The sequence below is a fragment of the Bacillus sp. EKM501B genome, from assembly GCF_011800505.1.
Lineage (GTDB): Bacteria > Bacillota > Bacilli > Bacillales > Bacillaceae_G > Bacillus_A > Bacillus_A cereus.
Map to the genome: position 1 here is coordinate 36,501 of NZ_JAALFZ010000007.1, position 24,659 is coordinate 61,159.

Genomic DNA, 24,659 nt, shown 5'->3' on the forward strand with positions numbered 1-24,659 from the left:
AGAAAAAATAAATAGAATGAATTTTGATTTTTTTGAAAAAACATGTTGACAACGAAAAGAACAACGTCCTATAATACGTGTAACAAATGAAAGTTAATTAAGAATTTTCTAACTTTATATGTTGTATATGCAAAGAAGAGGAAAGTAGATGATTATGATCGTTTCAGAGAGCTACTCCAAGGCTGTGAGGGTAGTAACAATCGAATCATTGAAGATCACCTCGGAGCATCGCTTGCGAAAGGGAAACTGAGTAGAGGGCGGCGGCATCGTCTCCGGTAAAAGGACGGAGGTCTGATTGGACCTACAAAGCTTATATTTCGTGAGAAGTATAAGGAAGCTGAGTGGTAACGCGAAACTCTCGCCTCAGCAATCAAAGCTACTAAATTGTAGTAGTTGATTGCTGAGGCGAGAGTTTTTATTTTTAAAAATAGAAGAAGAGAATGCGTAGAAGAGGAGAGTAAATGATAAAGATTGTTTCAGAGAGCTGCCCCGAGGCTGTGAGGGTGGTAACAATTCAATCATTGAAAATCACCTTGGAGCACTACTTTTGAAAACTAGTAAAAAGTAGCGGGGTTGTTCCCGATAGAAAAACAAAAGTCTAATTGGACTTGCAGAGCTTATGTTTCGTGAGAAGTATAAGGAAGCTGAGTGGTACCACGATTCCCTCGTCTCAGCAATGGATTGCTACAAGTATGTAAGTAATCGATTGTTGAGACGAGTATATTTTTAAGGTTTATATACTGAATATTCTGTTAAAATTACTCATCTCAGCAATCGATGTAGAAATAGATTGCAAAAATAGAGAAAAAAGAGGAGCGATGTGAGATGGGAAACCAGTACATTTACATGAATGGGGAATTTGTAGAAAAAGAAAAGGCAGTTGTTTCAGTGTATGATCACGGTTTTTTATACGGAGACGGTGTATTTGAAGGGATTCGTAGTTACGGAGGAAATGTATTTTGTTTAAAAGAACATGTGAAACGATTGTATGAATCAGCGAAATCTATTTTACTAACAATTCCAATGACGGTAGAAGAAATGGAAGAAGCAGTTTTACATACACTCCAAAAAAATGAATACGCTGATGCTTATATTCGCTTAATTGTCTCAAGAGGAAAAGGTGACTTAGGACTCGATCCGAGAAGTTGTGTGAAGCCGAGCGTAATTATCATTGCAGAACAATTAAAGTTATTCCCACAAGAATTTTATGATAATGGGCTAAGCGTTGTATCTGTTGCATCAAGACGTAATACGCCAGACGCGTTAGATCCACGTATTAAGTCAATGAATTATTTAAATAACGTACTTGTAAAAATTGAGGCGGCACAAGCAGGAGTGTTAGAGGCTCTTATGTTAAATCAACAAGGATATGTTTGTGAAGGTTCTGGCGATAATGTTTTCGTTGTGAAAGATGGAAAAGTATTAACCCCGCCATCCTATTTAGGGGCATTAGAAGGTATTACGAGAAATAGTGTTATCGAGCTATGTGAACGACTGAGTATTCCGTGTGAGGAAAGACCATTCACTCGCCATGACGTATATGTAGCGGATGAAGTATTTTTAACAGGAACAGCAGCGGAGTTAATTCCAGTTGTAAAAGTTGATTCGAGAGAAATTGGAGATGGGAAACCAGGAAGTGTAACGAAACAATTGACCGAAGAATTTAAAAAATTAACGAGAGAAAGAGGAGTACGTGTTCCCGGGCTGACGGAAAGCTTAGCATAAATAAGGAGAGGAGTTAATTGAAATGAAGCAGCAGTATACAGCGTATGAGAAGTTACAGTGTGAAGAAATGACAGGCGCTGGGCACGTGATTCAAGGTTTGAAGAAATTGGGTGTAACGACCGTTTTCGGCTATCCAGGCGGAGCGATTTTACCAGTATACGATGCGTTATACGAAAGTGGTTTGAAACATGTTTTAACTCGTCATGAACAAGCTGCCATTCATGCGGCTGAAGGATATGCGAGAGCTTCTGGGAAGGTCGGGGTAGTCTTTGCTACCTCTGGCCCAGGGGCGACAAATTTAGTTACGGGCTTAGCAGACGCTTATATGGATTCGATTCCTTTAGTTGTCATTACCGGCCAAGTTGCAACGCCTTTAATTGGTAAAGATGGATTTCAAGAAGCGGATGTTGTCGGAATTACAGTACCTGTTACGAAGCATAATTACCAAGTTCGTGATGTAAATCATGTATCACGAATTGTGCAAGAAGCTTTTTACATCGCCAAAAGCGGACGACCGGGACCAGTATTAATCGATATTCCAAAAGATGTTCAAAATGCAAAAGTCACCAGTTTCTTTAATGAAGAAGTTGATATTCCGGGGTACAAACCAGAACTTGTACCAGACAGCATGAAACTTAGAGAGGTGGCTAAAGCAATTTCAAAATCAAAGCGTCCACTTCTTTATATTGGAGGAGGTGTCATTCATTCAGGTGGATCCGATGAACTCTTCGAATTCGCAAGGGAGAACCGTATTCCAGTCGTTTCAACTTTAATGGGACTTGGTGCATATCCACCGGGAGATCCATTGTTTCTAGGGATGCTTGGTATGCATGGGACATACGCTGCTAATATGGCGGTAACAGAATGTGATTTACTACTTGCATTAGGTGTTCGCTTCGATGATCGTGTAACAGGGAAATTAGAACTTTTTTCTCCGCACTCGAAAAAAGTACATATTGATATTGATCCTTCTGAGTTTCATAAAAATGTAACTGTAGAGCATCCGATTGTTGGTGATGTGAAAAAAGCGTTACACATGTTGTTACATATGTCTATTTATACACAAACAGATGAATGGCTTCAGAAAGTAAAGGCATGGAAAGAAGAATATCCACTTTCTTATAAGCAAAAAGAATCTGAGTTAAAACCACAGCATGTGATCAACTTAGTAAGTGAATTAACGAATGGTGAAGCGATTGTCACAACAGAAGTAGGACAGCATCAAATGTGGGCTGCTCACTTCTATAAAGCAAGAAAACCTCGGACGTTCCTTACCTCTGGAGGATTAGGAACAATGGGGTTTGGGTTCCCAGCGGCAATTGGTGCTCAGCTTGCAAAAGAAGAAGAACTCGTCGTTTGTATTGCAGGTGATGCTTCTTTTCAAATGAACATTCAAGAACTACAAACAATTGCTGAAAATAACATCCCTGTAAAAGTATTTATTATAAATAACAGATTTTTAGGGATGGTAAGGCAATGGCAAGAAATGTTTTATGAAAATCGTTTATCAGAGTCAAAAATTGGCTCACCAGATTTTGTGAAAGTGGCAGAAGCTTATGGAGTGAAGGGATTAAGGGCGACAAATTCAACAGAGGCGAAACAAGTGGTGTTAGAAGCATTTGCTCACGAAGGTCCTGTCGTAGTTGATTTTTGTGTAGAAGAAGGTGAAAACGTATTTCCGATGGTTCCGCCAAACAAAGGGAATAACGAAATGATTATGAAGAGGTGGGAAGAATGAGTCATACTTTTTCACTCGTTATTCATAACGAGCCAAGTGTCTTATTACGTATAAGTGGAATTTTTGCTCGGCGTGGCTATTATATTTCTTCTTTACATTTAAACGAAAGAGATACGAGTGGCGTTTCTGAAATGAAACTCACAGCAGTTTGTACTGAAAATGAAGCGACATTACTTGTTAGTCAGTTGAAAAAATTAATTGATGTACTGCAAGTAAATAAATTATAAGGGGTGTATGGAGTATGAAAACGTATTATGAGAAAGATGCAAATGTAGAGTTATTACAAGGGAAAACAGTTGCGGTAATTGGTTATGGATCTCAAGGGCATGCGCAGGCACAAAATTTACGTGATTCAGGTGTGGAAGTTGTAGTTGGTGTTAGACCTGGTAAATCGTATGAAGTAGCAAAAGCAGAGGGATTTGAAGTAATGTCTGTTTCAGAAGCGGTTCGAACCGCACAAGTTGTACAAATGTTATTGCCAGATGAACAGCAAGCACATGTATATAAATCAGAAGTAGAAGAGAATCTCCGTGAAGGACAAATGTTACTTTTCTCACATGGATTTAACATTCACTTCGGCCAAATTAATCCGCCAAGTTACGTAGATGTAGCAATGGTTGCGCCAAAAAGTCCAGGTCATCTCGTTCGCCGTGTATATCAAGAAGGAAATGGTGTTCCGGCATTAGTCGCAGTGCATCAAGATGCGACGGGAACAGCGCTACATGTAGCATTAGCGTATGCAAAAGGTGTAGGTTGTACACGTGCGGGTGTAATTGAAACGACATTCCAAGAAGAAACCGAAACGGATTTATTCGGTGAGCAAGCTGTACTTTGCGGCGGGGTAACTGCACTTGTGAAGGCCGGGTTCGAAACGTTAACGGAAGGTGGATATCGTCCTGAAATTGCATACTTTGAATGTTTGCATGAATTAAAGCTAATTGTTGACTTAATGTACGAAGGTGGATTAACGAATATGCGCCATTCTATTTCAGATACGGCAGAATTTGGAGATTATGTAACAGGATCGAGAATTGTTACAGATGAAACGAAGAAGGAAATGAAGCGTGTTCTGACAGAAATTCAGCAAGGTGAATTTGCGAAGAAATGGATTTTAGAAAATCAAGCAGGGCGTCCGACGTATAACGCAATGAAAAAAGCAGAACAAAATCATCAATTAGAAAAAGTGGGAGCAGAGCTTCGTGAAATGATGAGTTGGGTTCATGCACCGAAAGAATTAGTAAAGAAATAGAGTAAGAGAGTATAAATGAAAAATATGTAAGAGGGGATTTGACAAGATGAGAAGTGACATGATTAAAAAAGGTTTTGATAAAGCGCCGCACCGTAGTTTATTAAAAGCAACTGGTTTGAAAGATGAAGATTTTGATAAACCTTTCATAGCGATTTGTAATTCTTTTATTGAAATTATTCCAGGGCATAAACACTTGAACGAGTTTGGGAAACTTGTAAAAGAGGCAGTTCGTGCGGCAGGTATGGTACCATTCGAATTCAATACAATTGGAGTTGACGATGGTATTGCGATGGGACATATCGGTATGCGTTATTCTCTTCCGAGTCGTGAAATAATTGCAGATTCAGTAGAAACGGTTGTAAATGCACACTGGTTTGACGGCATGATTTGTATTCCAAACTGTGACAAAATTACACCAGGTATGATGATGGCTGCACTACGTATTAATATTCCGACTGTGTTTGTTTCAGGCGGCCCAATGGCAGCAGGAAAAACATCTAAAGGAGAAGTTGTTGATCTGAGTTCCGTTTTTGAAGGAGTAGGAGCTTATCAATCTGGGAAAATTTCAGAAGAAGAATTAAAAGATATTGAAGATCATGGCTGTCCATCTTGTGGCTCTTGTTCGGGTATGTTTACCGCGAACTCTATGAATTGTTTATGTGAAGTGTTAGGTTTAGCTCTTCCTGGTAACGGGAGTATTTTAGCAATTGATCCAAGACGTGAAGAGCTAATTAAACAAGCAGCAGAGAAATTGAAAATTTTAATTGAAAGAGATATTAAACCAAGAGACATTGTAACGGAAGAAGCAATTGATGATGCGTTTGCGCTTGATATGGCGATGGGCGGTTCAACAAATACAGTGTTGCATACATTGGCGCTCGCGCAAGAGGCTGGATTAGATTACGATATGAACCGTATTGATGCCGTTTCAAGACGTGTACCACATTTATGTAAAGTAAGCCCTGCTTCCAATTGGCATATGGAAGATATTGATCGTGCGGGCGGGATTAGTGCAATTTTGAAAGAGATGAGCCGGAAAGAAGGAGTACTTCATCTTGATCGAATAACTGCTACGGGGCAAACATTAAGAGAAAATATTGCTGAGGCAGAGATTAAAGATAAGGAAGTTATTCACTCTCTTGAAAACCCTCATAGTGAGGAAGGAGGATTGCGTATATTAAAAGGCAACCTTGCGAAAGATGGAGCGGTTATTAAAAGCGGTGCAACAGAGGTAAAGCGTTTTGAAGGACCTTGCGTTATTTTTAATTCACAAGATGAGGCACTTGCTGGCATTATGCTTGGGAAAGTGAAAAAAGGAGATGTAGTTGTCATTCGTTATGAAGGACCAAGAGGTGGCCCTGGTATGCCAGAAATGTTAGCACCAACATCAGCAATTGCTGGAATGGGATTAGGTGCTGAGGTTGCATTATTAACGGATGGACGTTTCTCTGGAGCTTCACGTGGAATTTCAGTAGGACATATTTCACCAGAAGCAGCAGCTGGTGGAACGATCGCACTTCTTGAACAAGGGGATATTGTATGTATTGATGTTGAAGAACGCTTGCTAGAAGTAAGAGTGAGTGATGAGGAATTAGATAAGCGTAAAAAAGAATGGAAACGACCAGAACCGAAAGTGAAAACTGGCTGGCTTGGACGTTATGCACAAATGGTAACATCGGCGAATACAGGGGCTGTTCTGAAAATCCCACATTTTGATTGAGCCAATTTAAAAGAGATAAGGATGATATATAATGGTGCAAAAGGTAAAGGAGAGAGTGAAAATTGAAGATATCTTAATGGCTCATAATTGCATGAAAGATATCGTTATTAAAACACCGTTACAACGTGATACAGTTTTATCTGAGAAATATGATTGTGACGTTTATGTAAAACGAGAAGATTTACAATTAATTCGCTCTTTCAAAATTCGTGGTGCATACAATTTAATTCAAAGTTTACCGAAAGAAAAGTTACAAAACGGTGTTGTTTGCGCAAGTGCTGGTAATCATGCGCAAGGAGTTGCTTATACATGTAATTTATTGAAGATTCCGTCGAAAATATTTATGCCCACAACAACACCGAAACAAAAAGTATCACAAGTACAATTTTTCGGTGGTGATTTCGCAGAGATTGTATTAGTTGGTGATACATTCGATAGCTCTTTCCAAGAAGCACAGTGTTATTGTGAAGAAAATAGAATGACATTTGTTCATCCGTTTGATGATCCGTATGTAGTTGCTGGTCAAGGGACAGTGGCAGTTGAAATTATGCATGATATGGAGAAACCGGTTGATTATATCTTTGCGGCAATCGGCGGTGGTGGATTAGCATCAGGTGTTGGTACATATGTAAAAGGTGTTAGTCCTACTACAAAGGTTATTGGTGTAGAACCGATGGGAGCTGCATCTATGAAAGAGGCTTTTCTTCAAAATGATAATGTCGCATTAGAGAAAATAGATAGTTTTGTTGATGGGGCAGCGGTTAAAAAGGTAGGAAAGTTAACTTTTGAAACTTGTAAAGATGTAATTGATGACATCGTTTTAGTACCAGAGGGGAAAGTTTGTACGACGATTTTAGAACTGTATAAGAAAAATGCGATTGTAGCTGAACCGGCTGGTGCACTCTCTATTGCAGCACTTGATTTATACAGGGATGAAATTAAAGATAAAACAGTTGTATGCACATTAAGTGGTGGAAATAATGACATTGATAGAATGCAAGAAATGAAAGAACGATCTCTCATTTATGAAGGGTTAAAGCATTATTTCATCATTGAATTCCCACAGCGTTCAGGCGCGTTAAGAGAATTTCTTGATAAAGGATTAGGGCCAGAAGATGATATTACTCGTTTTGAGTATATTAAGAAACATAATAAGGAAAATGGTCCAGCATTAGTCGGAGTAGAATTAAAACATAAAGAAGATTATGAGCAATTAATTACTCGCTTTAAAGAAAATAATATTCAATTTATGGAGCTTAATAAAAACCCTGTTTTGTTTGATTTGCTTATTTAATAGAAGGGAAGAATAAGCATCTAAATAAAAAAGATAGATACAAGCGAGGAAATATAGTGCTTGTTCTATCTTTTTTATAGTTAAACTAGATACTCATTAAATTCAAGAAGAATAAAGCTAGTTAACCAAAAAAATATCGCAATGCGAATAATTACATACATAGTAAATTCAAAGGTAGTAAGTTTTCGTTCGCGTTTTATTTTTTTTAGAAATCTAACAGAAAAAACTGAACATAAAAGTAGAACGGCTATAGACATTTTATAAATATTTTCTAACAAACTTACATTTTCTAATAAGTTTTTCAGCATGTTTATCACCTATTCTGTAAAGTAAATTACAGAGAAATAGATCTTGAGCTGTCTAGTTTCGTTTATTTTTTATTTTCCCTGTATCATCAATTTCTACATCAGTTGAAATTGTTTGTAAATATTGAAGAGCTTTTTTCTTTTCTTCCTCATTTACAGGGGAAACTTGGTTGTTGCGAATGATATAAGGATTGAATGACATTTGGACATCCTTTCCTTTAAAAGTTAAAGTTAATACGCCAGTTTCGGCGCTTTTTCCATTCACATAACTTGGGAATAAAAAGTTACCTAATGAGTAAGCGATAGGAACTTTATTATAATACTCAAACCCTTGTAACCAATGTGGATGGCTTCCGACAATCGCGTTAGCTCCTGCTTCAACCATTTTAGGTACATATTGCTTTTGGTATTCTACCGGACGGTTTGATTTTTCAACGCCCCAATGCATATAGACGATTAAATAGTCTGCATCTTGTTTTTGTTCTTTAATTGTTTTTGTTACAAGATTTAAATCATAGCCATTCGCAACGCCAGGTTTATTCTCACCAGCTACCCAATTAGAATCAGGCATAAATCGAACGAAGGAAAGAAATTTAAACTTTTTCCCTTTTACGGTCATTTCTCGTGCAGTATATGCATCTTTTGCATTTTTTCCGGCTCCAATGTAAGGGAACTTTAATTTTTCTACGTGAGAAATCGTATCCAATAATCCATCTTGCCCATAATCAAGTGTGTGGTTATTCCCAATATTTACGATGTCATATCCAGTGTTTTTAATAGCTTGTAGTGTAGATGGATCACTTTTAATCCAAAACAATTGCCCAGGTGCTTTCTTTTCTTTCGTTGTAAATGCCGATTCTAAATTCACAAAAGAAATATCAGCTTTTTTTATTTCTTCTTTTACATGTTGGAATGGGTAATCAGCCCCATTCTTTTCGATTATAGGACGTAATTGCCAATCAAACATTGTATCACCAGAGAAGGTGAGTGTGATTTCTTGGTCTTCTATTTTCTTTTCGCTTTTTGAAGCGGTTTTACTAGATTTGTTTTGCAAATCGGGTTTGTCTTTTGCTTTTGAAATAAAAGAGTAATTGATTAATAAAACAATCGGTGTAATGAAAAAGGCTATTAACAAAAATCGTTTTAGTAAAGTTTTCATATATACCTTCCCTTTTAATATTATCCCGCAATTAAATTAACACTGAATCTATTAAAGGTAATTAAAGTTACAAAAAAACAGCGGGTTATGTAGTGGAAAACATTTGTTAATATTCTCAATATTAAGTTAACATATAGATAACCTGTAAATCAATGTATAAACCAAAATATAGAAATAAAGAATTCGAAGGGTGAAGAATGAGAAATGGTTATATTAGGAGCAGTTGTAAATGGAATTTGCATTATATTTGGTACTTTACTTGGTAAATTATTTAGTAGGATTCCAGAAAGTATGAAAGGAACGATAATGCATGCAATCGGTTTAGCGGTTACTGTGCTTGGGCTTCAAATGGCATTAAAAAGTGAAAACTTTCTTGTTGTCATACTGAGTTTAGTGATTGGTACGGTAATTGGAGAATGGTTACAATTAGAAGAAAAGTTAAAAAATTTAGGGGATTGGCTAGAAAATAAAGTTGGATCGAAGGGGAAAGGAAGCATATCAGAAGGTTTTGTAACAGCTACTTTAATTTTTGCAATTGGTGCGATGGGGATACTTGGTGCACTTGACAGTGGGATTCGCGGAAATCATAATATTTTATTTACCAAGGCAATTATCGATGGATTTATTTCTATTATATTAACGACAACTCTAGGAATTGGCGTAGTATTTTCGGCGATTCCAGTTGTTTTATATGAAGGTGGTATTGCAGTTTTTGCAACACAAATTAATAGTTTTGTCCCGGAAGAATTAATGAACCAATTTATAGTGGAGATGACGGCTACGGGCGGCATTATGATATCTGCTATTGGATTGAACTTGCTTAGTATTATTAAAATCAAGGTGGCAAATTTACTTCCAGGTATATTGGTAGTAGGTGTAATTGTTTCAATTATTTATGGTTACGGTTTGTTAGTAAATTAGTAGAGGGTGGAAACACATATGGAGGAATTTCAATTTACAAAACGTGTGCATAAAATATTGGAGATTGCAGCAAAAGAGAGTCAGTGTAACATAATTCAACCAGTCCATCTGTTCATAGGTATGTGTAAAGAAGGTACAGGAGTTTGCGCTGAGTTATTTATGTATTTGTTTCATAAAGTCGGTCCAGATTTTTTAGAAAAACTTTCGTTACGAAAACGATTCGATTTACATCATCAAGAGTATAAAAAAATAGGGCAATATAAACTATCTTATAAGGCGATAGAAATTTTACAAATAGCGAAGAAACGTATGGAACGCTTTCAGCAAGTAGTAATCAATGAAGGACATGTTATGTATGCATTATTTCGTGTAGATACAGATATTGGTGAATTTATACATACACAAATGCAAAAAGATATATTACGTATTACAGCTGCACCGAGAGACTTAGCGGTTGATTTAAATAGTTTTAAATCTATTTATAATACATTATTTTGTCATGTAAGAAGAGCTAGTCCTTCTGATTTTGATAAGTTATCACGATTTGTGGCGGCTGAATTTGGTGAACGGTGGTTACAGTCGGTTGATTACGGATTTCGGACATATAATGAAAAGTTACCTATCTATATTGCACAGCAGGAGGAAGTAATAGTTGGTTTCGCCTGTTACGATGTAGTGAGAGGAAAGAAAGGATTGTTTGGTCCAATGGGCATAGCGAAACAAAATCGTGTGAAAGGTGTAGGAAAAGAATTATTGTATCATTGTTTATATAATATGAAGCAAGATGGATATGAATATGCGATTATTGGACAAGCAGGTCCCATTGAGTTTTACGAGAGAAATTGTAATGCTCGTTTAATACCGATAGATAATAAGTAACCAACTTCATATAGAGGAGTTGGTTTTATTATGAAAATGATGTAGAGATGTAGTGGTTTTTACTAGAAAATAGCGGGTTTTGTAGTAAATCTTGCATAAAAAGCAAATTACTAAACTTTTTACAAGAAAGGGTGTAGAATGGGTATCTAAAGAAAGAAGGTGTGAAAATGGCCAGTTGGAAACGAAATTTAATGATTTGTTGGCTAGGTTGTTTTACCACTGCAGCCGGTATGAGTTTAGTAATTCCTTTCTTATCTTTTTATATTGAGGAATTAGGAGTAACTGGCACTTCAAGTATTGCACAGTGGTCGGGACTTGCATTTGGTGTAACATTTTTAATGGGTGCGATCGTATCGCCAATATGGGGAAAGCTTGGTGATATACATGGACGGAAACTGATGCTTATTCGTGCTAGCCTCGGTATGGCGATTATTATGACGCTTATGGGGTTTGTAACGGATGTATATCAATTAGTCGCACTAAGATTTTTAATGGGAGCAGTATCTGGTTTCCTTTCAACCGCAATGACATTTATTGCAGCAGAAACTCCGAAAGAACATTCAGGTTGGGCAATTTCTACAATTTCAACTGGTGGCGTGAGCGGTTCTTTACTTGGTCCATTACTTGGTGGATATTTGTCTGAGTTAATTGGAATGCGTCATGTCTTTCTTGTTACAGGAGCTTTTTTATTCCTTTCCTTTCTCATCGTTTTTTTCTTCTTGCATGAAGAAAATCACTCTGCTCAAGCAAAAAAAACACAGCCGAAAAAAGTATGGACGATGGTCCCAGCGAAGCATTTAATTATTAGTTTATTTGTAACAACATTTATTATTCAACTTGCTAATATGTCAGTTCAACCAATTGTTACATTGTACGTGAAAAATTTATTAGGTCCTCATACTGCACATATTGAAACAATTGCGGGAGCAGTTATGTCAGCAACAGGATTAGCCGTTATTTTGGCAGCACCAAGACTAGGAAGATTATCAGATCATATCGGTCCTCAAAAAACGTTAGTTGTAGCGTTATTTGCTGCAGGAATTATTTTTATCCCGCAAGCATTTGTAACCTCAGCTTGGCAACTATTAATTCTTCGATTTTTATTAGGTATCGCACAAGCAGGATTATTACCTTCCGTACAAACTCTACTAAAACAACATACACCAACCCATGTTACGGGACGGATATTTGGATATAATCAATCATTTCAGTTTTTAGGAAATATGATTGGTCCAGTGCTCGGGGGGCAAATTGCAGCACATGCAGGCTTCCAATATGTTTTCCTCTCTACATCATCACTATTATTTATTGCGTGTATCTGGGTTTATTTTCATAATAAGAACGAAGAGGTATCAGAGAAACAACATTTGGAAGTTAGTTAACTTAGTGAATAAAAAAAGGGTGAAGCAATGATTGCTTCATCCTTTTCTTTAAAATTTAAGACATAGATAGCTTAATGTACCAAGCTCATAACTACGGTGAATGACTTCACCGCTATTTTCACCACTTCCCATAGCGATAAATAAAGGAACAAAATGTTCTGCTCTTGGTACTGCTAATTGTGCATGAGGAGCATTTTTCTCCCAATTAAACAATGCATCTTTATCGTTATGCTGCATATGTTTAATAATCCAATCATCAAATTCAATTGCCCATTTTTCAGGTGTAGTTTGATTCCACTTCAAAGCTCGTAAGTTATGGACGGTAACACCACTCCCGATTACTAAAATATCTTCTTGTCCGAGTCCTTTAAGTGCTTCTCCAATTTCAAATTGTTCTTTTGCAGAAAGGAATGGATTGACTGATATTTGCACGACAGGAATATTTGCTTCTGGATACATGCGGTGCAGGAGTGTCCATGAACCATGATCTAAACCTCTCGTCATATTATGATGGACTGAAATACCTTTGTTCTTAAATTTTGTTTCTAACATAGATGCAATGCTAGAAGAGCCTTTCGCACGATATTTGATTTCGTATAACTCAGGGGGAAAACCTCCAAAATCATAAATTGTTTCATACTCGTTATCTGATGAGGAAATCGTTAATACTTCACTTTCCCAGTGAGCAGTGAAAATAACAATTGCTTTCGGTTTATATGTTTCTCCAAGTGTTTTTAAAAATCGTGTATAGTCTGTATCTTGAATAGCGAGCATAGGCGAACCATGTGCTAAAAATAATGATGGCATCATAATAGTAGAAACCTCCTAAAAATTATATAGTTACTTTATGTAAGTAACTATATAATTTTATTTCCGGTTCGTCAACATAATAGTTATTGAGCTAATTGGAAAAGTGAGTCATTTGTCATAATGAAGGCAATTGCATATAATACATAGTAAGAAAAATGAATCGATATTCATTTTTAAAGATACATAATAGAGTTGGGAGCTGACGAAATGAACGTACAGGAAAGTTTCGTTACGGCATTGGATGGATCAGAAATTTATTTACGCAAGTGGTTGCCAGAAGGTAAACCGAAAGGGATTATTCAAATTGCACATGGTATGACAGAACATGCAGGTGTTTATACAGACTTTATTGCTGCGTTATTAGAAGCAGGGTATGGTGTTTATGCACATGATCATAAAGGTCATGGGAAAACAGTGAAAAGAGAAGAAGATTATGGTCATTTTAAACCAAATGTAGGTTGGAATGAGGCTGTGTCTGATGTTATTTTTGTATCAGAAACGGTAAGAAAAGAGCAGACATGCCCGTTATTTTTACTTGGCCATAGTATGGGTTCTTTTTTATCAAGACGTGCTGTGCAACTTAGAGGCGAATTATATGATGGATTTCTGATTTCAGGAACAGGTGGAAATCCAGGGCTTTTAGGAGCTATTGGTCATAAAGTAGCAACAATCGAAATGAAATTGCGTGGTGCAAAAACGAAAAGTCCAATGCTAAACTTTTTATCTTTCGGAAACTTCAATTCGAACTTTAAGCCAAATCGTACAAAATTTGATTGGTTATCTTCAGATAATAATCAAGTTGATAAATATATTGCGGATCCGTTATGTGGTTTCATTTGTACGACGAGTTTTTACCGAGAATTATTTTCTGGTGTATTAGAAGTAAATAAACTAGAAGAATACAAGAAGACGCCAAAGAATCTTCCAATACATATATTCTCTGGTGATCGTGATCCTGTTGGCGATATGGGGAAAGGTGTAAAAGAAGTATATGAAAACTATAAAAAATGTGGTGTGAAAGACGTGACACTACGTTTATATGAAAATGGTAGACATGAAATGTTTCATGAAGTAAATAAGGATGAAGTATTTAAAGATTTAATTTCTTGGTTAGATGCGCATAATAAATGAGAAAGATAATCCCAAACTGTTTGTAGTTTGGGATTATTTATTTTACAGAAATACGGGCAATAAATTCTTAAATTCACTTTACTTAATAAAAAATAAATCTTATTCTATAGTCGTTAAAAAATAAAGAAATATTGTATGAGAGGAAACCTCACTTTTCTGAAGTGAGGCTTTTTGTAGTAACGAAGTAATAGTGAATAAAACTAATTTTAAAAATAATTTAAAATCAAACTTTTTATAAAGCAACAGATGCTCGTTCATAATAGTAGTATAATAGTGAATGAGGTGTTAATAGAATGGAAGATAGAACATTAGGTTTATTACTAGATGTTGTTGGTGAATTATTTTCAGATGAAATTTCAATTGCTGTTTCGAATACGAAAGAATATATTTACTATCGGCCAAGTAAACGAATTGATTTAAAGATTAGCGCTGGGGATCCTATAAAGGAAGGAACGATTGCTCATAAAGCGATGGTGATGAATCAAAAAACATCTGAGTTTATGAATCGGGATGTTTTTGGTATTCCTTATCATGGAATGGCTGTACCATTTTCAAACAATGGAAAGCTTGAAGGGTGCGTAACGGCAATTTATCCAGCTTTAACGGATGGAAAGTCAGTCGTTACTTTAAAAACAACAGATGGCTGGATTCCAGTTCCTTTTTCAAAGGTTATGTATTTAGAGGCTAAAGATAAAAAGACGTATGTGAATTCAGAAGAGTTATCAGGAACACATAAATACTCTCTGCAAGAATTCGAATACTTGCTTCCTAAAGATTCATTTATTAGATGTCACCGTTCGTTTATTGTAAATGTTAATCATATTAAAGCGATTTATCCTGATACCCATTCTACTTTTGTACTTTCGATGGATAATGGTGAGAGAGTACCAGTTAGTCAATCATACGCTAGTTATTTCCGTAAGCTTCTAGGATTCTAAATTTTTCTGCTTTAGAACCTAAATTTGCTGTTCTGTCTGAATTTTCGTTATTGTATACTAAAATCCCTATTTTGATAGTGTAAATGTGTAAAATAATTATGAATATTCAATGAGAGAGGGATTACATATGGAGAATAATTTAGATAGAATCAGAGATCAACGTCTAAAAGATCGGGTAGTTACACCTGAAGAAGCAGCTTCCTGGATTCAAAGTGGAATGACTTTAGGCTTAAGTGGGTTTACACGTGCAGGTGATGTAAAAGCAGTCCCATTTGCGCTTGTAAACCGAGTTAAGAATGATGAATCTTTTAAAGTAAATGTTTATACTGGGGCTTCTTTAGGCTCGGATGTAGACAAATTATTTGCTGAGGCAGGAATTTTAGGGAAAAGATTACCTTTCCAAGCTGACGCGACGATGCGAAAAGGAATTAATAACGGAGACTTTTTATTTGTGGATCAACACTTATCTCATACAGCAGAGTTACTCCGCGCTGACGTTCTGGATATAGATTTCGCTATTTTGGAAGCGGTTGCGATTACAGAGGACGGAATGATTATTCCAACCACTTCAATTGGAAATTCCTTAGCGTTTTCCTTAAATGCTAAGTCTATTATTATTGAAATGAATATGGCTCAATCCACGCAATTAGAGGGACTACATGATCTATATGAACCAGGTAAACAAGGGGAGAGGCTTCCAATTCCGCTTGTGAAAACAGATGACCGAATTGGAACAATCGGTATTCCAATTGATCCTGAAAAAGTAAAGGGAATTGTGTTTACGAATCAATTGGATTCGCCATCGACAATTGTTCCTCCGGATGAAGAAACGGTCATTATGGCACAGCATTTAATAGAATTCCTTCGAGAAGAAGTTAAAATAGGGCGATTAACAAATCGTTTAGCGCCGTTACAATCAGGAATTGGTTCAGTTGCTAACGCAGTATTGCATGGAATGTTAGATTCAGAATTTGAAGATTTAGAAGTGTATTCTGAAGTTTTACAAGATGCAGTTTTTGATCTTATGGATGCTGGAAAAGTCAATTTTGCTTCTTGTTGTTCTATCACGCTTTCTGAAGAGAAAATGCAACAAGTATTTTCTAACTTTGAAAAATATCGTGACAAATTAATGATGCGTCCGCAAGAGATTTCCAATCATCCTGAAATCATTCGTCGCCTTGGATTAATCTCAATTAATACTGCATTAGAATTAGATATATACGGAAATGTTAACTCTACTCACGTTTTAGGTACAAAAATGATGAATGGAATTGGTGGGTCTGGTGATTTTGCAAGAAATGCACGCCTAGCTATCTTTGTTACTAAATCGATTGCGAAAGGTGGTAACATTTCAAGTATTGTTCCTTTCGTTTCTCATGTAGACCATACTGAACATGATGTAGATGTTATTGTTACTGAACAGGGGTATGCCGACTTAAGGGGACTTGCGCCAAGAGAAAGAGTGGAACTTATTATTGAGAATTGCGCACATCCAATGTATCGTGATCAACTACGTGCTTATTACGAAGAAGCAAAAACAAGAGGTGGACAAACTCCTCATATTTTAGAAAAAGCTTTTTCTTGGCATACGAATTATGCTAAAAATGGAACAATGCTTGAAGCGGTAGTAGAAACTGTATAGGTTTGTATCGTACGAAATAGTAAAACGAATGAGTGAGTTTGAAGATTAAATTTTAGAAAAAGAGAACACCAACTTTTAGGGATGGTGTTCTTTTTCTTTAAAAAAATTGTACTGGTTATAATAAAGATTTATAAAAATAACCTCTAATTTATGAAAAAAAGGTTTTTTGAAGTGCTTTCCGAATCAATTTAGTAGTTTACATATCGAAGGTGAGGAGAAAGAATCATGAAGATAAGAGAAGCGTTATTAAGTGAAGCAAATGAATTAAGTGAATTCGCACTACAATCAAAAGCAACGTGGGATTATAGTGAAGAATTCATACTTGCTTGTAAGGAAGATTTAACAATTACAGAAGAATACATAAAAAATAATTTTGTATATGTTTTAGAAAACGATAATGCGAAGATTGGTTTTTTCTCATTTTTACGTAATGATAAAGCTCTCGATTTCTTGTACATTCATCCTGATTACAAAGGAAAAGGTTACGGGAAAATACTTTGGGAGTACGTAATAGAAAAAGCCAATGAACTAGGATTAAAAAGTTTTACGATTGATAGTGATCCGAATGCAAAAGGATATTACTTGAAAATGGGGGCACAGTTAATAGGAGAGACACCATCAACTGTCTTTAAGGGTCGTGTACTGCCTCTTTTGAAATATGATGTGTAAAACTATTAATAGTAGGGGAAGATTAGAATGGATGATGTAAAGGGAAAAAGAATATATGAAGCACTAATAAAATCGTGGTCGATTGAAACAAGTTCAAAGTGGACAATTGAAAATCCAGCAAAGGGACAGTGTGGTGTAACGGCTCTAGTCGTTCAAGATATATGTGGAGGGAAAATTATAAAGACAAAAATAGGGGGCGTGTGGCATTTTTATAACTTTATAGATGGGCAGAGGTTTGATTTTACAGAGTCTCAATTCAATGAAAACCTGAATTACTTGGGTGTGGAATCAAATCGGGAAGAAGCATTTGCAGATACAAATGAAAAGCAATATAGCATTTTGAAGGGAAAAATAACGAAAGAATTAAAATTATCTTTTGACTCTTAATCTTTAATAAGTTACTATAATGGTGGTAACTTATTAAAGGGAACTTCATAGAGTTGAAAGGGGAAATACTTTTGAAAACAACTTATGTAAACGCTACAATTGTAACGATGAATGAACAAAACGAAGTGATAGAAAATGGATATATCATTGTAGAAAATGATCAAATTATAGATGTAAAGAGCGGAGAATTCGCTAATGATTTTGAAGTAGATGAAGTAATTGACATGAAAGGAAAGTGGATTTTACCAGGGCTTGTAAATACACATACACACGTTGTAATGAGTCTCCTAAGAGGTATTGGCGATGATATGTTATTACAGCCGTGGCTTGAGACGAGAATTTGGCCACTGGAAAGTCAATTTACTCCCCAAATTGCGGTCGCTAGTACGGAATTAGGATTACTTGAGATGGTGAAAAGTGGTACAACATCATTCTCTGACATGTTTAATCCAATTGGAGTAGATCAAGACGCAATTATGGAAACGGTATCAAGGAGCGGGATGCGAGCTGCTGTTTCAAGGACTTTATTTAGCTTCGGAACGAAAGACGATGAAAAGAAAGCGATTGAAGAAGCTGAGAAATATGTGAAGCGTTACTATAACGAAAGTGGCATGTTAACTACGATGGTTGCACCACATAGTCCATATACATGTAGTACAGAATTGTTAGAAGAGTGCGCACGGATTGCAGTAGAGAATCAAACGATGGTTCATATCCATCTTTCTGAAACAGAGCGTGAAGTACGTGATATTGAAGCACAATATGGAAAACGTCCAGTAGAATATGCAGCGAGCTGCGGATTATTTAAACGCCCAACAGTTATTGCACACGGTGTAGTATTAAATGAAGATGAGCGTGCATTTTTAGCAGAAAATGACGTTCGAGTAGCTCATAATCCGAATAGTAATTTAAAACTAGGTTCTGGTATAGCGAATGTAAAAGCGATGCTAGAAGCAGGAATAAAAGTAGGAATTGCAACAGATAGTGTTGCATCTAACAATAATTTAGATATGTTTGAAGAAATGCGCATAGCGACTTTACTACAAAAAGGTATTCACCAAGATGCAACAGCTTTACCAGTTGAAACAGCTCTTACACTTGCGACAAAAGGAGCTGCTGAAGTAATCGGGATGAAACAAACAGGATCACTTGAGATTGGAAAATGTGCTGATTTCATTACAATTGATCCGTCTAATAAGCCTCATTTACAACCAGCGGATGAAGTGTTATCACACCTTGTATATGCTGCTAGTGGAAAAGATATAAGCGATGTAATTATTAACGGAAAACGTGTCGTTTGGAATGGCGAATGTAAAACGTTAGATGAAGAGCGTATTATATTTGAAGCAAGTCGTTATAAACGAGGTTTGCAAAGATAACTAATTATGTGGCAGTTGAAAAAGCTATCCTTTTAAAAGGATAGCTTTTTTCTTGAACGAATAAATATTCAAAAGAATGTCGCATCTTTCTGTTCATATTTCTGCTATAATATATAACGCTTTATAATATTTTATACTTAAGGAGAACAACTCATGAAGCGAAAAAAGAGCCATTTAATGGTAATGGCACTTGTTACATCTTTATTATTAACAGCTTGTAATAATAAAGCGAATAAAAGTGATACAGAGGTTAAAAAACAAGTGTTAAATGTAACAGTATCAGAAGAAATTCCTTCTCTGGACACTGCGAAAACGATGGATGGTACATCAGCACACGTTATGCAAAACATATTTGAAGGGTTATATGTATTAAATGATCAAGATCAGCCTACTCCAGCAGTAGCAAAATCGTTTAAAAGAAGTGAAGATGGTAAGAAATATACATTTAACTTGCGTAAAGATGCAAAATGGTCAAATGGAGATAATGTAACAGCAAATGATTTTATATTTGCATGGAAACGTGCAATTAACCCTGAAACGGCATCTCAATATGCATACATGCTCTTTTATGTGAAAAATGCGAAAGAGATTAATAAGGGAACAATGCCTCTTGATGCACTTGGGGTTAAAGCAATAAATAATTATACGTTAGAAGTTGAACTGGAACAGCCAGTTCCGTATTTTTTACAGTTGTTAGCACTACCTATATACTTACCACAGCATGAATCATTTTTGAAAGAACAAGGAAACAATTATGCATTGGAACCTAGTAATCTCATATATAACGGGCCATTTGTATTAGAAAAATGGAAGCATGAACAAGAGTTTCAATTAAAGAAGAATGCTGCATATTGGGATCGAAAGAAAGTAAAATTAGACGAAATAAACTTTCATATCGTAAAGGATACAATGACAGCTGTAAATTTATATGAAGCCGGAGATTTGGATCGAGTACCTATTAATTCGCAAATTGTAGACAAGTATAGAGGGAATAAGGAATTACATATGTCGAGTGATCCTGGAATTGCCATGCTTCGTTTTAATGAAAAAAATACCGCGTTAGCAAATAAAAAAGTGCGTCAATCTATTTCATTAGCGTTAAATAAAGATGATTTTGTTGCTCACTTTATTAATAACGGAGCAAAACCTGCAAGCGGGCTTGTACCAGTTGGTCATGTAAATGAAGTGACCGGTAAAGATTTTAGAAAAGAAAACGGAGATCTTTCTTCATATGATTTGCAAAATGCGCAAAAGATTTGGAAAGAAGCGAAAAAAGAGCTTGAAGTAGAGCAAGTAAACCTCGAGTTTTTAACGTTTGAACAAGATAATGCAAAACGGATGGCAGAATATATAAAAGGTGATTTAGAAAAGAATTTGCAAGGAATCGCGATACAAATTAAACAACAGCCATTTAAGCAAAAATTACAGTTAGAACAAACAGGTGATTACGATATAACTATGGCAAATTGGGGACCTGACTATAAAGACCCAATTAGTTATTTAGAGTTATTTACGACAGGGAATCCGAATAATAAAATGAATTATTCTAATGTTCATTACGATGAATTAATAAAGAAAGCGAAAACGGATTTTGTACTAGATACGGAAAACCGATGGGAAGCGTTGCGAGAAGCCGAGCAGGTATTATTAGAAGATGCTGCGGTAGCGCCGCTTTATCATATTGGCTCAGCATATGTACAAAAGGATTATGTAAAAGGAATTGAAAAGCATCAATTTGGTGGTATTTATACTTATAAGAATGCTTATATTGCTAATGAATAAATACAAAAAACCTTACTTTTTAAAAGTAAGGTTTTTTACACATGAATTCTATTAAACCGATTTTAATAAAGCGTAAAAATTCGTATCATATGGGACATCATCTTGATACATATAATTTTTTAGAACGCCTTCTTTTTCAAAGCCTAATTTTAATAGTACTTTATTGGAAGCTTCATTTTCAAGAAATACAATTGCTCCAATCCGCTTTAAATGAATCGTATGGAAACCGTATGATATAACCTCAGAAACAGCTTCAGTCGCATATCCTTTTCCCCAGTGTTCAGGCAAAAAGGCATAACTTATATTGGCTCGTTTATGCTCAGAAGACCAATCGTGAAAACCAATGGTACCAATGAGTTCTTTCGTGTCTTTTAATTCGATTCCCCATTTTATACCGCTTCTTGCATTGTAACTCAACTTAAAATTATGAATGATTTGCTTCACTTGATCAATATCTTGTAACGGTTTTTGGCCATAATAGCGCAGTACATTAGTATTAGAAAAGCATTGTAGTATACGCGGTGCATCTTCTTCGGTAAGTTCTCTTAAAATGAGTCTTTCAGTTTTTAATAAAGGAAACATATTTTCGCTCCTTTTCACATGAAAATAGAATGTATTTGTTATTATATAATTTAATCTGAAAATAAAGATTATTCAAGGCGTAAGGAAGTTATTGGCTGGAAATAGATTATAAAATTTATTTTAAAAAGACTTTATAGGATTAATACAAATAATGAAAAAAGGGTATTCCAAATTAAAATTGGAATACCCTTTTTCATTATCCTACAAATGTTTGATACAGTAAGAAGATATTTAAAATGATAACGAGTGCTGCAATTATCCAAGCGATAAATGTTGTTATACGGTGGTTAACGAGTGCACCCATAATCTTTTTGTTACTTGTAAACATAATAAGTGGTACTAGCGCAAATGCAATACCGAATGATAAGACGACTTGGCTCATGACTAGAGCGTAAGTTGGATTTACACCTAAAGCGATAATAACTAATGGTGGAATCATTGTAATAAATCGGCGTAAGTATAACGGAATATGCATGCGAATGAAACCTTGCATAATAATATCACCCGACATTGTACCGACAGAAGAGCTAGATAGTCCTGCTGATAAAAGTCCAATCCCAAATAATGCAGCCGATACAGGACCTGCTAAATTGGTAAATTGAGTGTAAGCAACATCTAAATCTTCAACGTGCAAGCCGTTTTTAAAGAATAGTGCAGCAGCAACAATTAACATACTTGCATTAATTGCTCCAGCAATAACCATTGCAATAATAATATCGATAAATTCGAAACGAAAAATCTTTTTCTTTTGTTCGTCAGTTGTTCCGACCACGCGGCGTTGTGTTAATGCAGAATGCAAGTATATTGCATGTGGCATAACTGTTGCACCTAAAATCCCTGCTGCAAGTAATATACTGTCTACACCTTGGAATTTTGGAATAAATAGTCCTGAAAGAAGGGGACTTAATTCTGGTTTTGCATAAAAAACTTGAATCCCAAAAGCAATTACTACAATGAAAATCATTCCTGTAATAATAGCTTCTAGTGGACGAAATCCTCTACGTTGAAACTCAAGAATAATAAATGATCCGGCTGCAGTAATTAAAGCGGCAGGTAGCATCGGGATTCCAAATAGTAAGTAAAGCCCCAAAGCAGCTCCAATAAATTCCGCTAAATCTGTAGCCATAATAACTAGTTCACCTTGTATCCATAAGCCGATAGACACAGGCTTTGGAAAGTTTTCACGAGCTATTTCGGGTAAATTGTTTCCTGTAGCAATTCCTAATTTAGCTGATAAAGTTTGGATTAATACAGCCATTAAGTTAGAAGCGAGTATAACCCATAATAGTAAATATCCATATTGTGAACCAGCTGCGATATTTGTAGCAAAGTTGCCAGGATCAATATAAGCAACGGACGCGATAAAAGCGGGTCCTAAAAATGGTAACAGTCTTTTCCAGCCTTTTGTTTCTCCACTTAAAGCTAAGTGAGCTGATTGTACAGTTGTACTTTCAGAAGGGAGATGTTCATCTTTTGTTATATCTTTATTCATAGTAGTTTTCCCCTTTAAAATGTTAACTTGATGAAATTATTGTATTTATTCTTACTCATTATTTCAATACATTTAAATATATTATATGGTAATTTCATTTGAACACGAAAGTTTCCTTAATGCAAATTATATGCCTTTATGCAATGGATGGTGTGATAACGTAAAATGAATTGGGAGTTTATGGTGTGATGACGTGGGGAAACATAGTGAATTAAAGGGCTGTTTTTGAAATTTATGTGAACATAAAGCCGATAATACAGCATATTAATTGATGGAATTGCATTTGTATGATATATAATATATTGGGATTACAACATAACCATAGTGTTTTGGTGTGTAATCTTGTTTTTTATTTTTGTTAACTGATAGAAAATAGTATAAAGAAAAGAAAATGGGATTCATTTTCTTATTATATATGTTTTGATATGAACGTTAACTTATACATGATTTAAAAAATTAGATAGGTGGTAGAAATACATTGGCAACTACAAAACCATACAGAGTATTACTATATTACATGTACACAACAATTGAAAACCCAGAAGAATTCGCGGCAGAGCATTTAGCATTTTGTAATTCACTTGAATTAAAAGGAAGAATTCTTGTAGCAAAAGAAGGTATTAACGGAACTTGTTCTGGAACTGTAGAACAAACAGAGAAATACATGGAAGCAATGAACAATGATCCACGTTTTGACGGTATCGTATTTAAAATAGATGAAGCTGATGGTCATGCATTCAAGAAAATGCACGTGCGTCCTCGTCCAGAGTTAGTTACACTTCGTCTAGAAGATGACATTAACCCGCACGAAATAACTGGGAAGTATTTAGAGCCAAAAGATTTTTATGAAGCAATGAAACAAGAAGATACAGTTATCATTGATGCACGAAATGATTATGAATTTGATTTAGGTCACTTCAAAGGTGCGATTAAACCTGATATCGAATCCTTCCGTGAATTACCAGATTGGATTCGTGAAAACAAAGAAGTACTTGAAGGTAAAAAGATTTTAACTTATTGTACAGGCGGAATTCGTTGTGAGAAGTTTTCTGGTTGGTTAGTTCGTGAAGGCTATGAAGATGTAAGTCAGCTTCACGGCGGAATTGTAACGTACGGAAAAGACCCAGAAGTACAAGGTGAGCTTTGGGATGGACAATGTTACGTGTTCGATGAGCGTATCGCTGTACCAGTAAACCAAAAAGAACATGTTATCGTTGGTAAAGACCACTTTACAGGTGAACCTTGTGAGCGCTATGTAAACTGTTCAAATCCAGAATGTAATAAGAAAATTTTATGTTCTGAAGAAAACGAAGCGAAATATTTACGTGCATGTTCTCATGAATGTCGTGTAAGTCCACGTAACCGCTACGTAATACAACATGAATTAACGGAAGAGCAAGTAGCTACTGCATTAGAGCAAATCGAAGCAGGGAAATAAATTGAATTCGTATAATAAAAAGGGGTACTCCAAGTTT

At 35.8% G+C, this 24,659-nt stretch carries 22 protein-coding genes and 1 other annotated feature; of the genes, 17 read left to right on the forward strand and 5 right to left on the reverse strand.

Annotated features, from left to right (window positions below; translation table 11 throughout):
- The first annotated feature begins 436 nt into the window (after window positions 1-436).
- Window positions 437-676: a binding site (T-box leader), on the forward strand.
- A gap of 149 nt (window positions 677-825) precedes the next feature.
- The 6 genes from ilvE to ilvA are packed head-to-tail and all read left to right on the forward strand — an operon-like array spanning window position 826 to window position 7,726.
- Window positions 826-1,725, forward strand: a complete 900-nt coding sequence (gene ilvE / locus HFD78_RS15300; protein ID WP_000528156.1) for a branched-chain-amino-acid transaminase — start codon at window positions 826-828, stop codon at window positions 1,723-1,725.
- A 22-nt stretch (window positions 1,726-1,747) separates the two neighbouring features.
- Window positions 1,748-3,463, forward strand: coding sequence for an acetolactate synthase large subunit (gene ilvB, locus HFD78_RS15305; protein ID WP_000813474.1), 1,716 nt, complete (start codon window positions 1,748-1,750; stop codon window positions 3,461-3,463).
- A complete protein-coding gene (locus HFD78_RS15310) occupies window positions 3,460-3,690 on the forward strand; it encodes an ACT domain-containing protein (protein WP_000019916.1) in 231 nt (76 codons plus the stop codon). The genes ilvB and HFD78_RS15310 overlap by 4 nt, the downstream gene beginning before the upstream one ends.
- A gap of 14 nt (window positions 3,691-3,704) precedes the next feature.
- A complete protein-coding gene (gene ilvC / locus HFD78_RS15315) occupies window positions 3,705-4,712 on the forward strand; it encodes a ketol-acid reductoisomerase (RefSeq protein WP_000861138.1) in 1,008 nt (335 codons plus the stop codon).
- A gap of 46 nt (window positions 4,713-4,758) precedes the next feature.
- Window positions 4,759-6,432 carry a dihydroxy-acid dehydratase gene (gene ilvD, locus HFD78_RS15320; RefSeq protein ID WP_001255817.1) on the forward strand — a complete coding sequence of 558 codons (1,674 nt, stop codon included), beginning with the start codon at window positions 4,759-4,761 and terminating at the stop codon, window positions 6,430-6,432.
- 31 nt (window positions 6,433-6,463) lie between these two features.
- Window positions 6,464-7,726, forward strand: a complete 1,263-nt coding sequence (gene ilvA / locus HFD78_RS15325) for a threonine ammonia-lyase IlvA (protein ID WP_000250321.1) — start codon at window positions 6,464-6,466, stop codon at window positions 7,724-7,726.
- An 80-nt stretch (window positions 7,727-7,806) separates the two neighbouring features.
- Here the strand turns inward: ilvA and HFD78_RS15330 are convergent, their stop codons facing one another.
- Together HFD78_RS15330 and HFD78_RS15335 are read right to left on the reverse strand one after the other, a co-directional pair.
- Complete coding sequence (locus HFD78_RS15330; protein ID WP_000916802.1) at window positions 7,807-8,034, reverse strand: hypothetical protein; 228 nt, start codon at window positions 8,032-8,034, stop codon at window positions 7,807-7,809.
- Between the two features lie 52 nt (window positions 8,035-8,086).
- Entirely contained in the window at window positions 8,087-9,190 is a 1,104-nt protein-coding gene (locus tag HFD78_RS15335) for a CapA family protein (protein WP_000854538.1), read from the reverse strand.
- Between the two features lie 204 nt (window positions 9,191-9,394).
- Here HFD78_RS15335 and HFD78_RS15340 point away from each other — a divergent pair, with 204 nt between their 5' ends.
- The 3 genes from HFD78_RS15340 (at window position 9,395) to HFD78_RS15350 (ending at window position 12,372) form a co-directional block, all read left to right on the forward strand.
- The gene (locus tag HFD78_RS15340; protein WP_000236039.1) at window positions 9,395-10,111 is read left to right on the forward strand and encodes a DUF554 domain-containing protein; all 717 of its coding nucleotides are present in this window, start codon (window positions 9,395-9,397) and stop codon (window positions 10,109-10,111) included.
- 18 nt (window positions 10,112-10,129) lie between these two features.
- A complete protein-coding gene (locus HFD78_RS15345; RefSeq protein ID WP_000390862.1) occupies window positions 10,130-10,990 on the forward strand; it encodes a GNAT family N-acetyltransferase in 861 nt (286 codons plus the stop codon).
- Between the two features lie 167 nt (window positions 10,991-11,157).
- The gene (locus HFD78_RS15350) at window positions 11,158-12,372 is read left to right on the forward strand and encodes a multidrug efflux MFS transporter (RefSeq protein ID WP_000179297.1); all 1,215 of its coding nucleotides are present in this window, start codon (window positions 11,158-11,160) and stop codon (window positions 12,370-12,372) included.
- Window positions 12,373-12,420: 48 nt separating this feature from the next.
- Here HFD78_RS15350 and HFD78_RS15355 read toward each other — a convergent pair whose 3' ends face one another.
- Window positions 12,421-13,182 carry a DODA-type extradiol aromatic ring-opening family dioxygenase gene (locus tag HFD78_RS15355; protein WP_000982910.1) on the reverse strand — a complete coding sequence of 254 codons (762 nt, stop codon included), beginning with the start codon at window positions 13,180-13,182 and terminating at the stop codon, window positions 12,421-12,423.
- 207 nt (window positions 13,183-13,389) lie between these two features.
- Here HFD78_RS15355 and HFD78_RS15360 point away from each other — a divergent pair, with 207 nt between their 5' ends.
- From HFD78_RS15360 to HFD78_RS15390, 7 genes are all read left to right on the forward strand, one after another.
- Window positions 13,390-14,313, forward strand: a complete 924-nt coding sequence (locus HFD78_RS15360; protein WP_001102598.1) for an alpha/beta hydrolase — start codon at window positions 13,390-13,392, stop codon at window positions 14,311-14,313.
- Between the two features lie 293 nt (window positions 14,314-14,606).
- Complete coding sequence (locus tag HFD78_RS15365; RefSeq protein ID WP_000390207.1) at window positions 14,607-15,251, forward strand: LytTR family DNA-binding domain-containing protein; 645 nt, start codon at window positions 14,607-14,609, stop codon at window positions 15,249-15,251.
- Window positions 15,252-15,378: 127 nt separating this feature from the next.
- Complete coding sequence (locus HFD78_RS15370; protein WP_000429821.1) at window positions 15,379-16,893, forward strand: acetyl-CoA hydrolase/transferase family protein; 1,515 nt, start codon at window positions 15,379-15,381, stop codon at window positions 16,891-16,893.
- A gap of 225 nt (window positions 16,894-17,118) precedes the next feature.
- On the forward strand, window positions 17,119-17,562 hold the full coding sequence (locus HFD78_RS15375; protein WP_000701894.1) for a GNAT family N-acetyltransferase: 444 nt from the start codon (window positions 17,119-17,121) through the stop codon (window positions 17,560-17,562).
- 27 nt (window positions 17,563-17,589) lie between these two features.
- Window positions 17,590-17,949 carry a YunG family protein gene (locus tag HFD78_RS15380; RefSeq protein ID WP_000342922.1) on the forward strand — a complete coding sequence of 120 codons (360 nt, stop codon included), beginning with the start codon at window positions 17,590-17,592 and terminating at the stop codon, window positions 17,947-17,949.
- A 53-nt stretch (window positions 17,950-18,002) separates the two neighbouring features.
- Window positions 18,003-19,328 (forward strand): bifunctional S-methyl-5'-thioadenosine deaminase/S-adenosylhomocysteine deaminase, encoded by a 1,326-nt coding sequence (locus tag HFD78_RS15385; protein ID WP_002196386.1) that lies wholly within the window; start codon window positions 18,003-18,005, stop codon window positions 19,326-19,328.
- A 153-nt stretch (window positions 19,329-19,481) separates the two neighbouring features.
- The gene (locus tag HFD78_RS15390; RefSeq protein WP_000823519.1) at window positions 19,482-21,110 is read left to right on the forward strand and encodes a peptide ABC transporter substrate-binding protein; all 1,629 of its coding nucleotides are present in this window, start codon (window positions 19,482-19,484) and stop codon (window positions 21,108-21,110) included.
- Window positions 21,111-21,161: 51 nt separating this feature from the next.
- Here the strand turns inward: HFD78_RS15390 and HFD78_RS15395 are convergent, their stop codons facing one another.
- Window positions 21,162-21,692 carry a GNAT family N-acetyltransferase gene (locus HFD78_RS15395; RefSeq protein ID WP_000484219.1) on the reverse strand — a complete coding sequence of 177 codons (531 nt, stop codon included), beginning with the start codon at window positions 21,690-21,692 and terminating at the stop codon, window positions 21,162-21,164.
- A 196-nt stretch (window positions 21,693-21,888) separates the two neighbouring features.
- Window positions 21,889-23,184: an Nramp family divalent metal transporter gene (locus HFD78_RS15400; protein WP_001030676.1), complete on the reverse strand. Its 1,296-nt coding sequence runs from the start codon at window positions 23,182-23,184 to the stop codon at window positions 21,889-21,891.
- A 478-nt stretch (window positions 23,185-23,662) separates the two neighbouring features.
- Here HFD78_RS15400 and trhO point away from each other — a divergent pair, with 478 nt between their 5' ends.
- Complete coding sequence (gene trhO, locus HFD78_RS15405) at window positions 23,663-24,622, forward strand: oxygen-dependent tRNA uridine(34) hydroxylase TrhO (protein WP_000246215.1); 960 nt, start codon at window positions 23,663-23,665, stop codon at window positions 24,620-24,622.
- Window positions 24,623-24,659: the final 37 nt, after the last annotated feature.

Coding starts and splice junctions, on each gene's coding strand:
- ilvB (WP_000813474.1), top strand. CDS start 1,748: ATGAAGCAGCAGTATACAGCGTATGAGAAGTTACAGTGTGAAGAAATG.
- ilvE (WP_000528156.1), top strand. CDS start 826: ATGGGAAACCAGTACATTTACATGAATGGGGAATTTGTAGAAAAAGAA.
- ilvC (WP_000861138.1), top strand. CDS start 3,705: ATGAAAACGTATTATGAGAAAGATGCAAATGTAGAGTTATTACAAGGG.
- HFD78_RS15330 (WP_000916802.1), bottom strand. CDS start 8,034: ATGCTGAAAAACTTATTAGAAAATGTAAGTTTGTTAGAAAATATTTAT.
- HFD78_RS15335 (WP_000854538.1), bottom strand. CDS start 9,190: ATGAAAACTTTACTAAAACGATTTTTGTTAATAGCCTTTTTCATTACA.
- HFD78_RS15380 (WP_000342922.1), top strand. CDS start 17,590: ATGGATGATGTAAAGGGAAAAAGAATATATGAAGCACTAATAAAATCG.
- HFD78_RS15375 (WP_000701894.1), top strand. CDS start 17,119: ATGAAGATAAGAGAAGCGTTATTAAGTGAAGCAAATGAATTAAGTGAA.
- HFD78_RS15345 (WP_000390862.1), top strand. CDS start 10,130: ATGGAGGAATTTCAATTTACAAAACGTGTGCATAAAATATTGGAGATT.
- HFD78_RS15310 (WP_000019916.1), top strand. CDS start 3,460: ATGAGTCATACTTTTTCACTCGTTATTCATAACGAGCCAAGTGTCTTA.
- HFD78_RS15360 (WP_001102598.1), top strand. CDS start 13,390: ATGAACGTACAGGAAAGTTTCGTTACGGCATTGGATGGATCAGAAATT.
- HFD78_RS15350 (WP_000179297.1), top strand. CDS start 11,158: ATGGCCAGTTGGAAACGAAATTTAATGATTTGTTGGCTAGGTTGTTTT.
- HFD78_RS15400 (WP_001030676.1), bottom strand. CDS start 23,184: ATGAATAAAGATATAACAAAAGATGAACATCTCCCTTCTGAAAGTACA.
- HFD78_RS15355 (WP_000982910.1), bottom strand. CDS start 13,182: ATGATGCCATCATTATTTTTAGCACATGGTTCGCCTATGCTCGCTATT.
- HFD78_RS15390 (WP_000823519.1), top strand. CDS start 19,482: ATGAAGCGAAAAAAGAGCCATTTAATGGTAATGGCACTTGTTACATCT.
- ilvA (WP_000250321.1), top strand. CDS start 6,464: ATGGTGCAAAAGGTAAAGGAGAGAGTGAAAATTGAAGATATCTTAATG.
- HFD78_RS15395 (WP_000484219.1), bottom strand. CDS start 21,692: ATGTTTCCTTTATTAAAAACTGAAAGACTCATTTTAAGAGAACTTACC.
- ilvD (WP_001255817.1), top strand. CDS start 4,759: ATGAGAAGTGACATGATTAAAAAAGGTTTTGATAAAGCGCCGCACCGT.
- HFD78_RS15370 (WP_000429821.1), top strand. CDS start 15,379: ATGGAGAATAATTTAGATAGAATCAGAGATCAACGTCTAAAAGATCGG.
- HFD78_RS15340 (WP_000236039.1), top strand. CDS start 9,395: ATGGTTATATTAGGAGCAGTTGTAAATGGAATTTGCATTATATTTGGT.
- HFD78_RS15365 (WP_000390207.1), top strand. CDS start 14,607: ATGGAAGATAGAACATTAGGTTTATTACTAGATGTTGTTGGTGAATTA.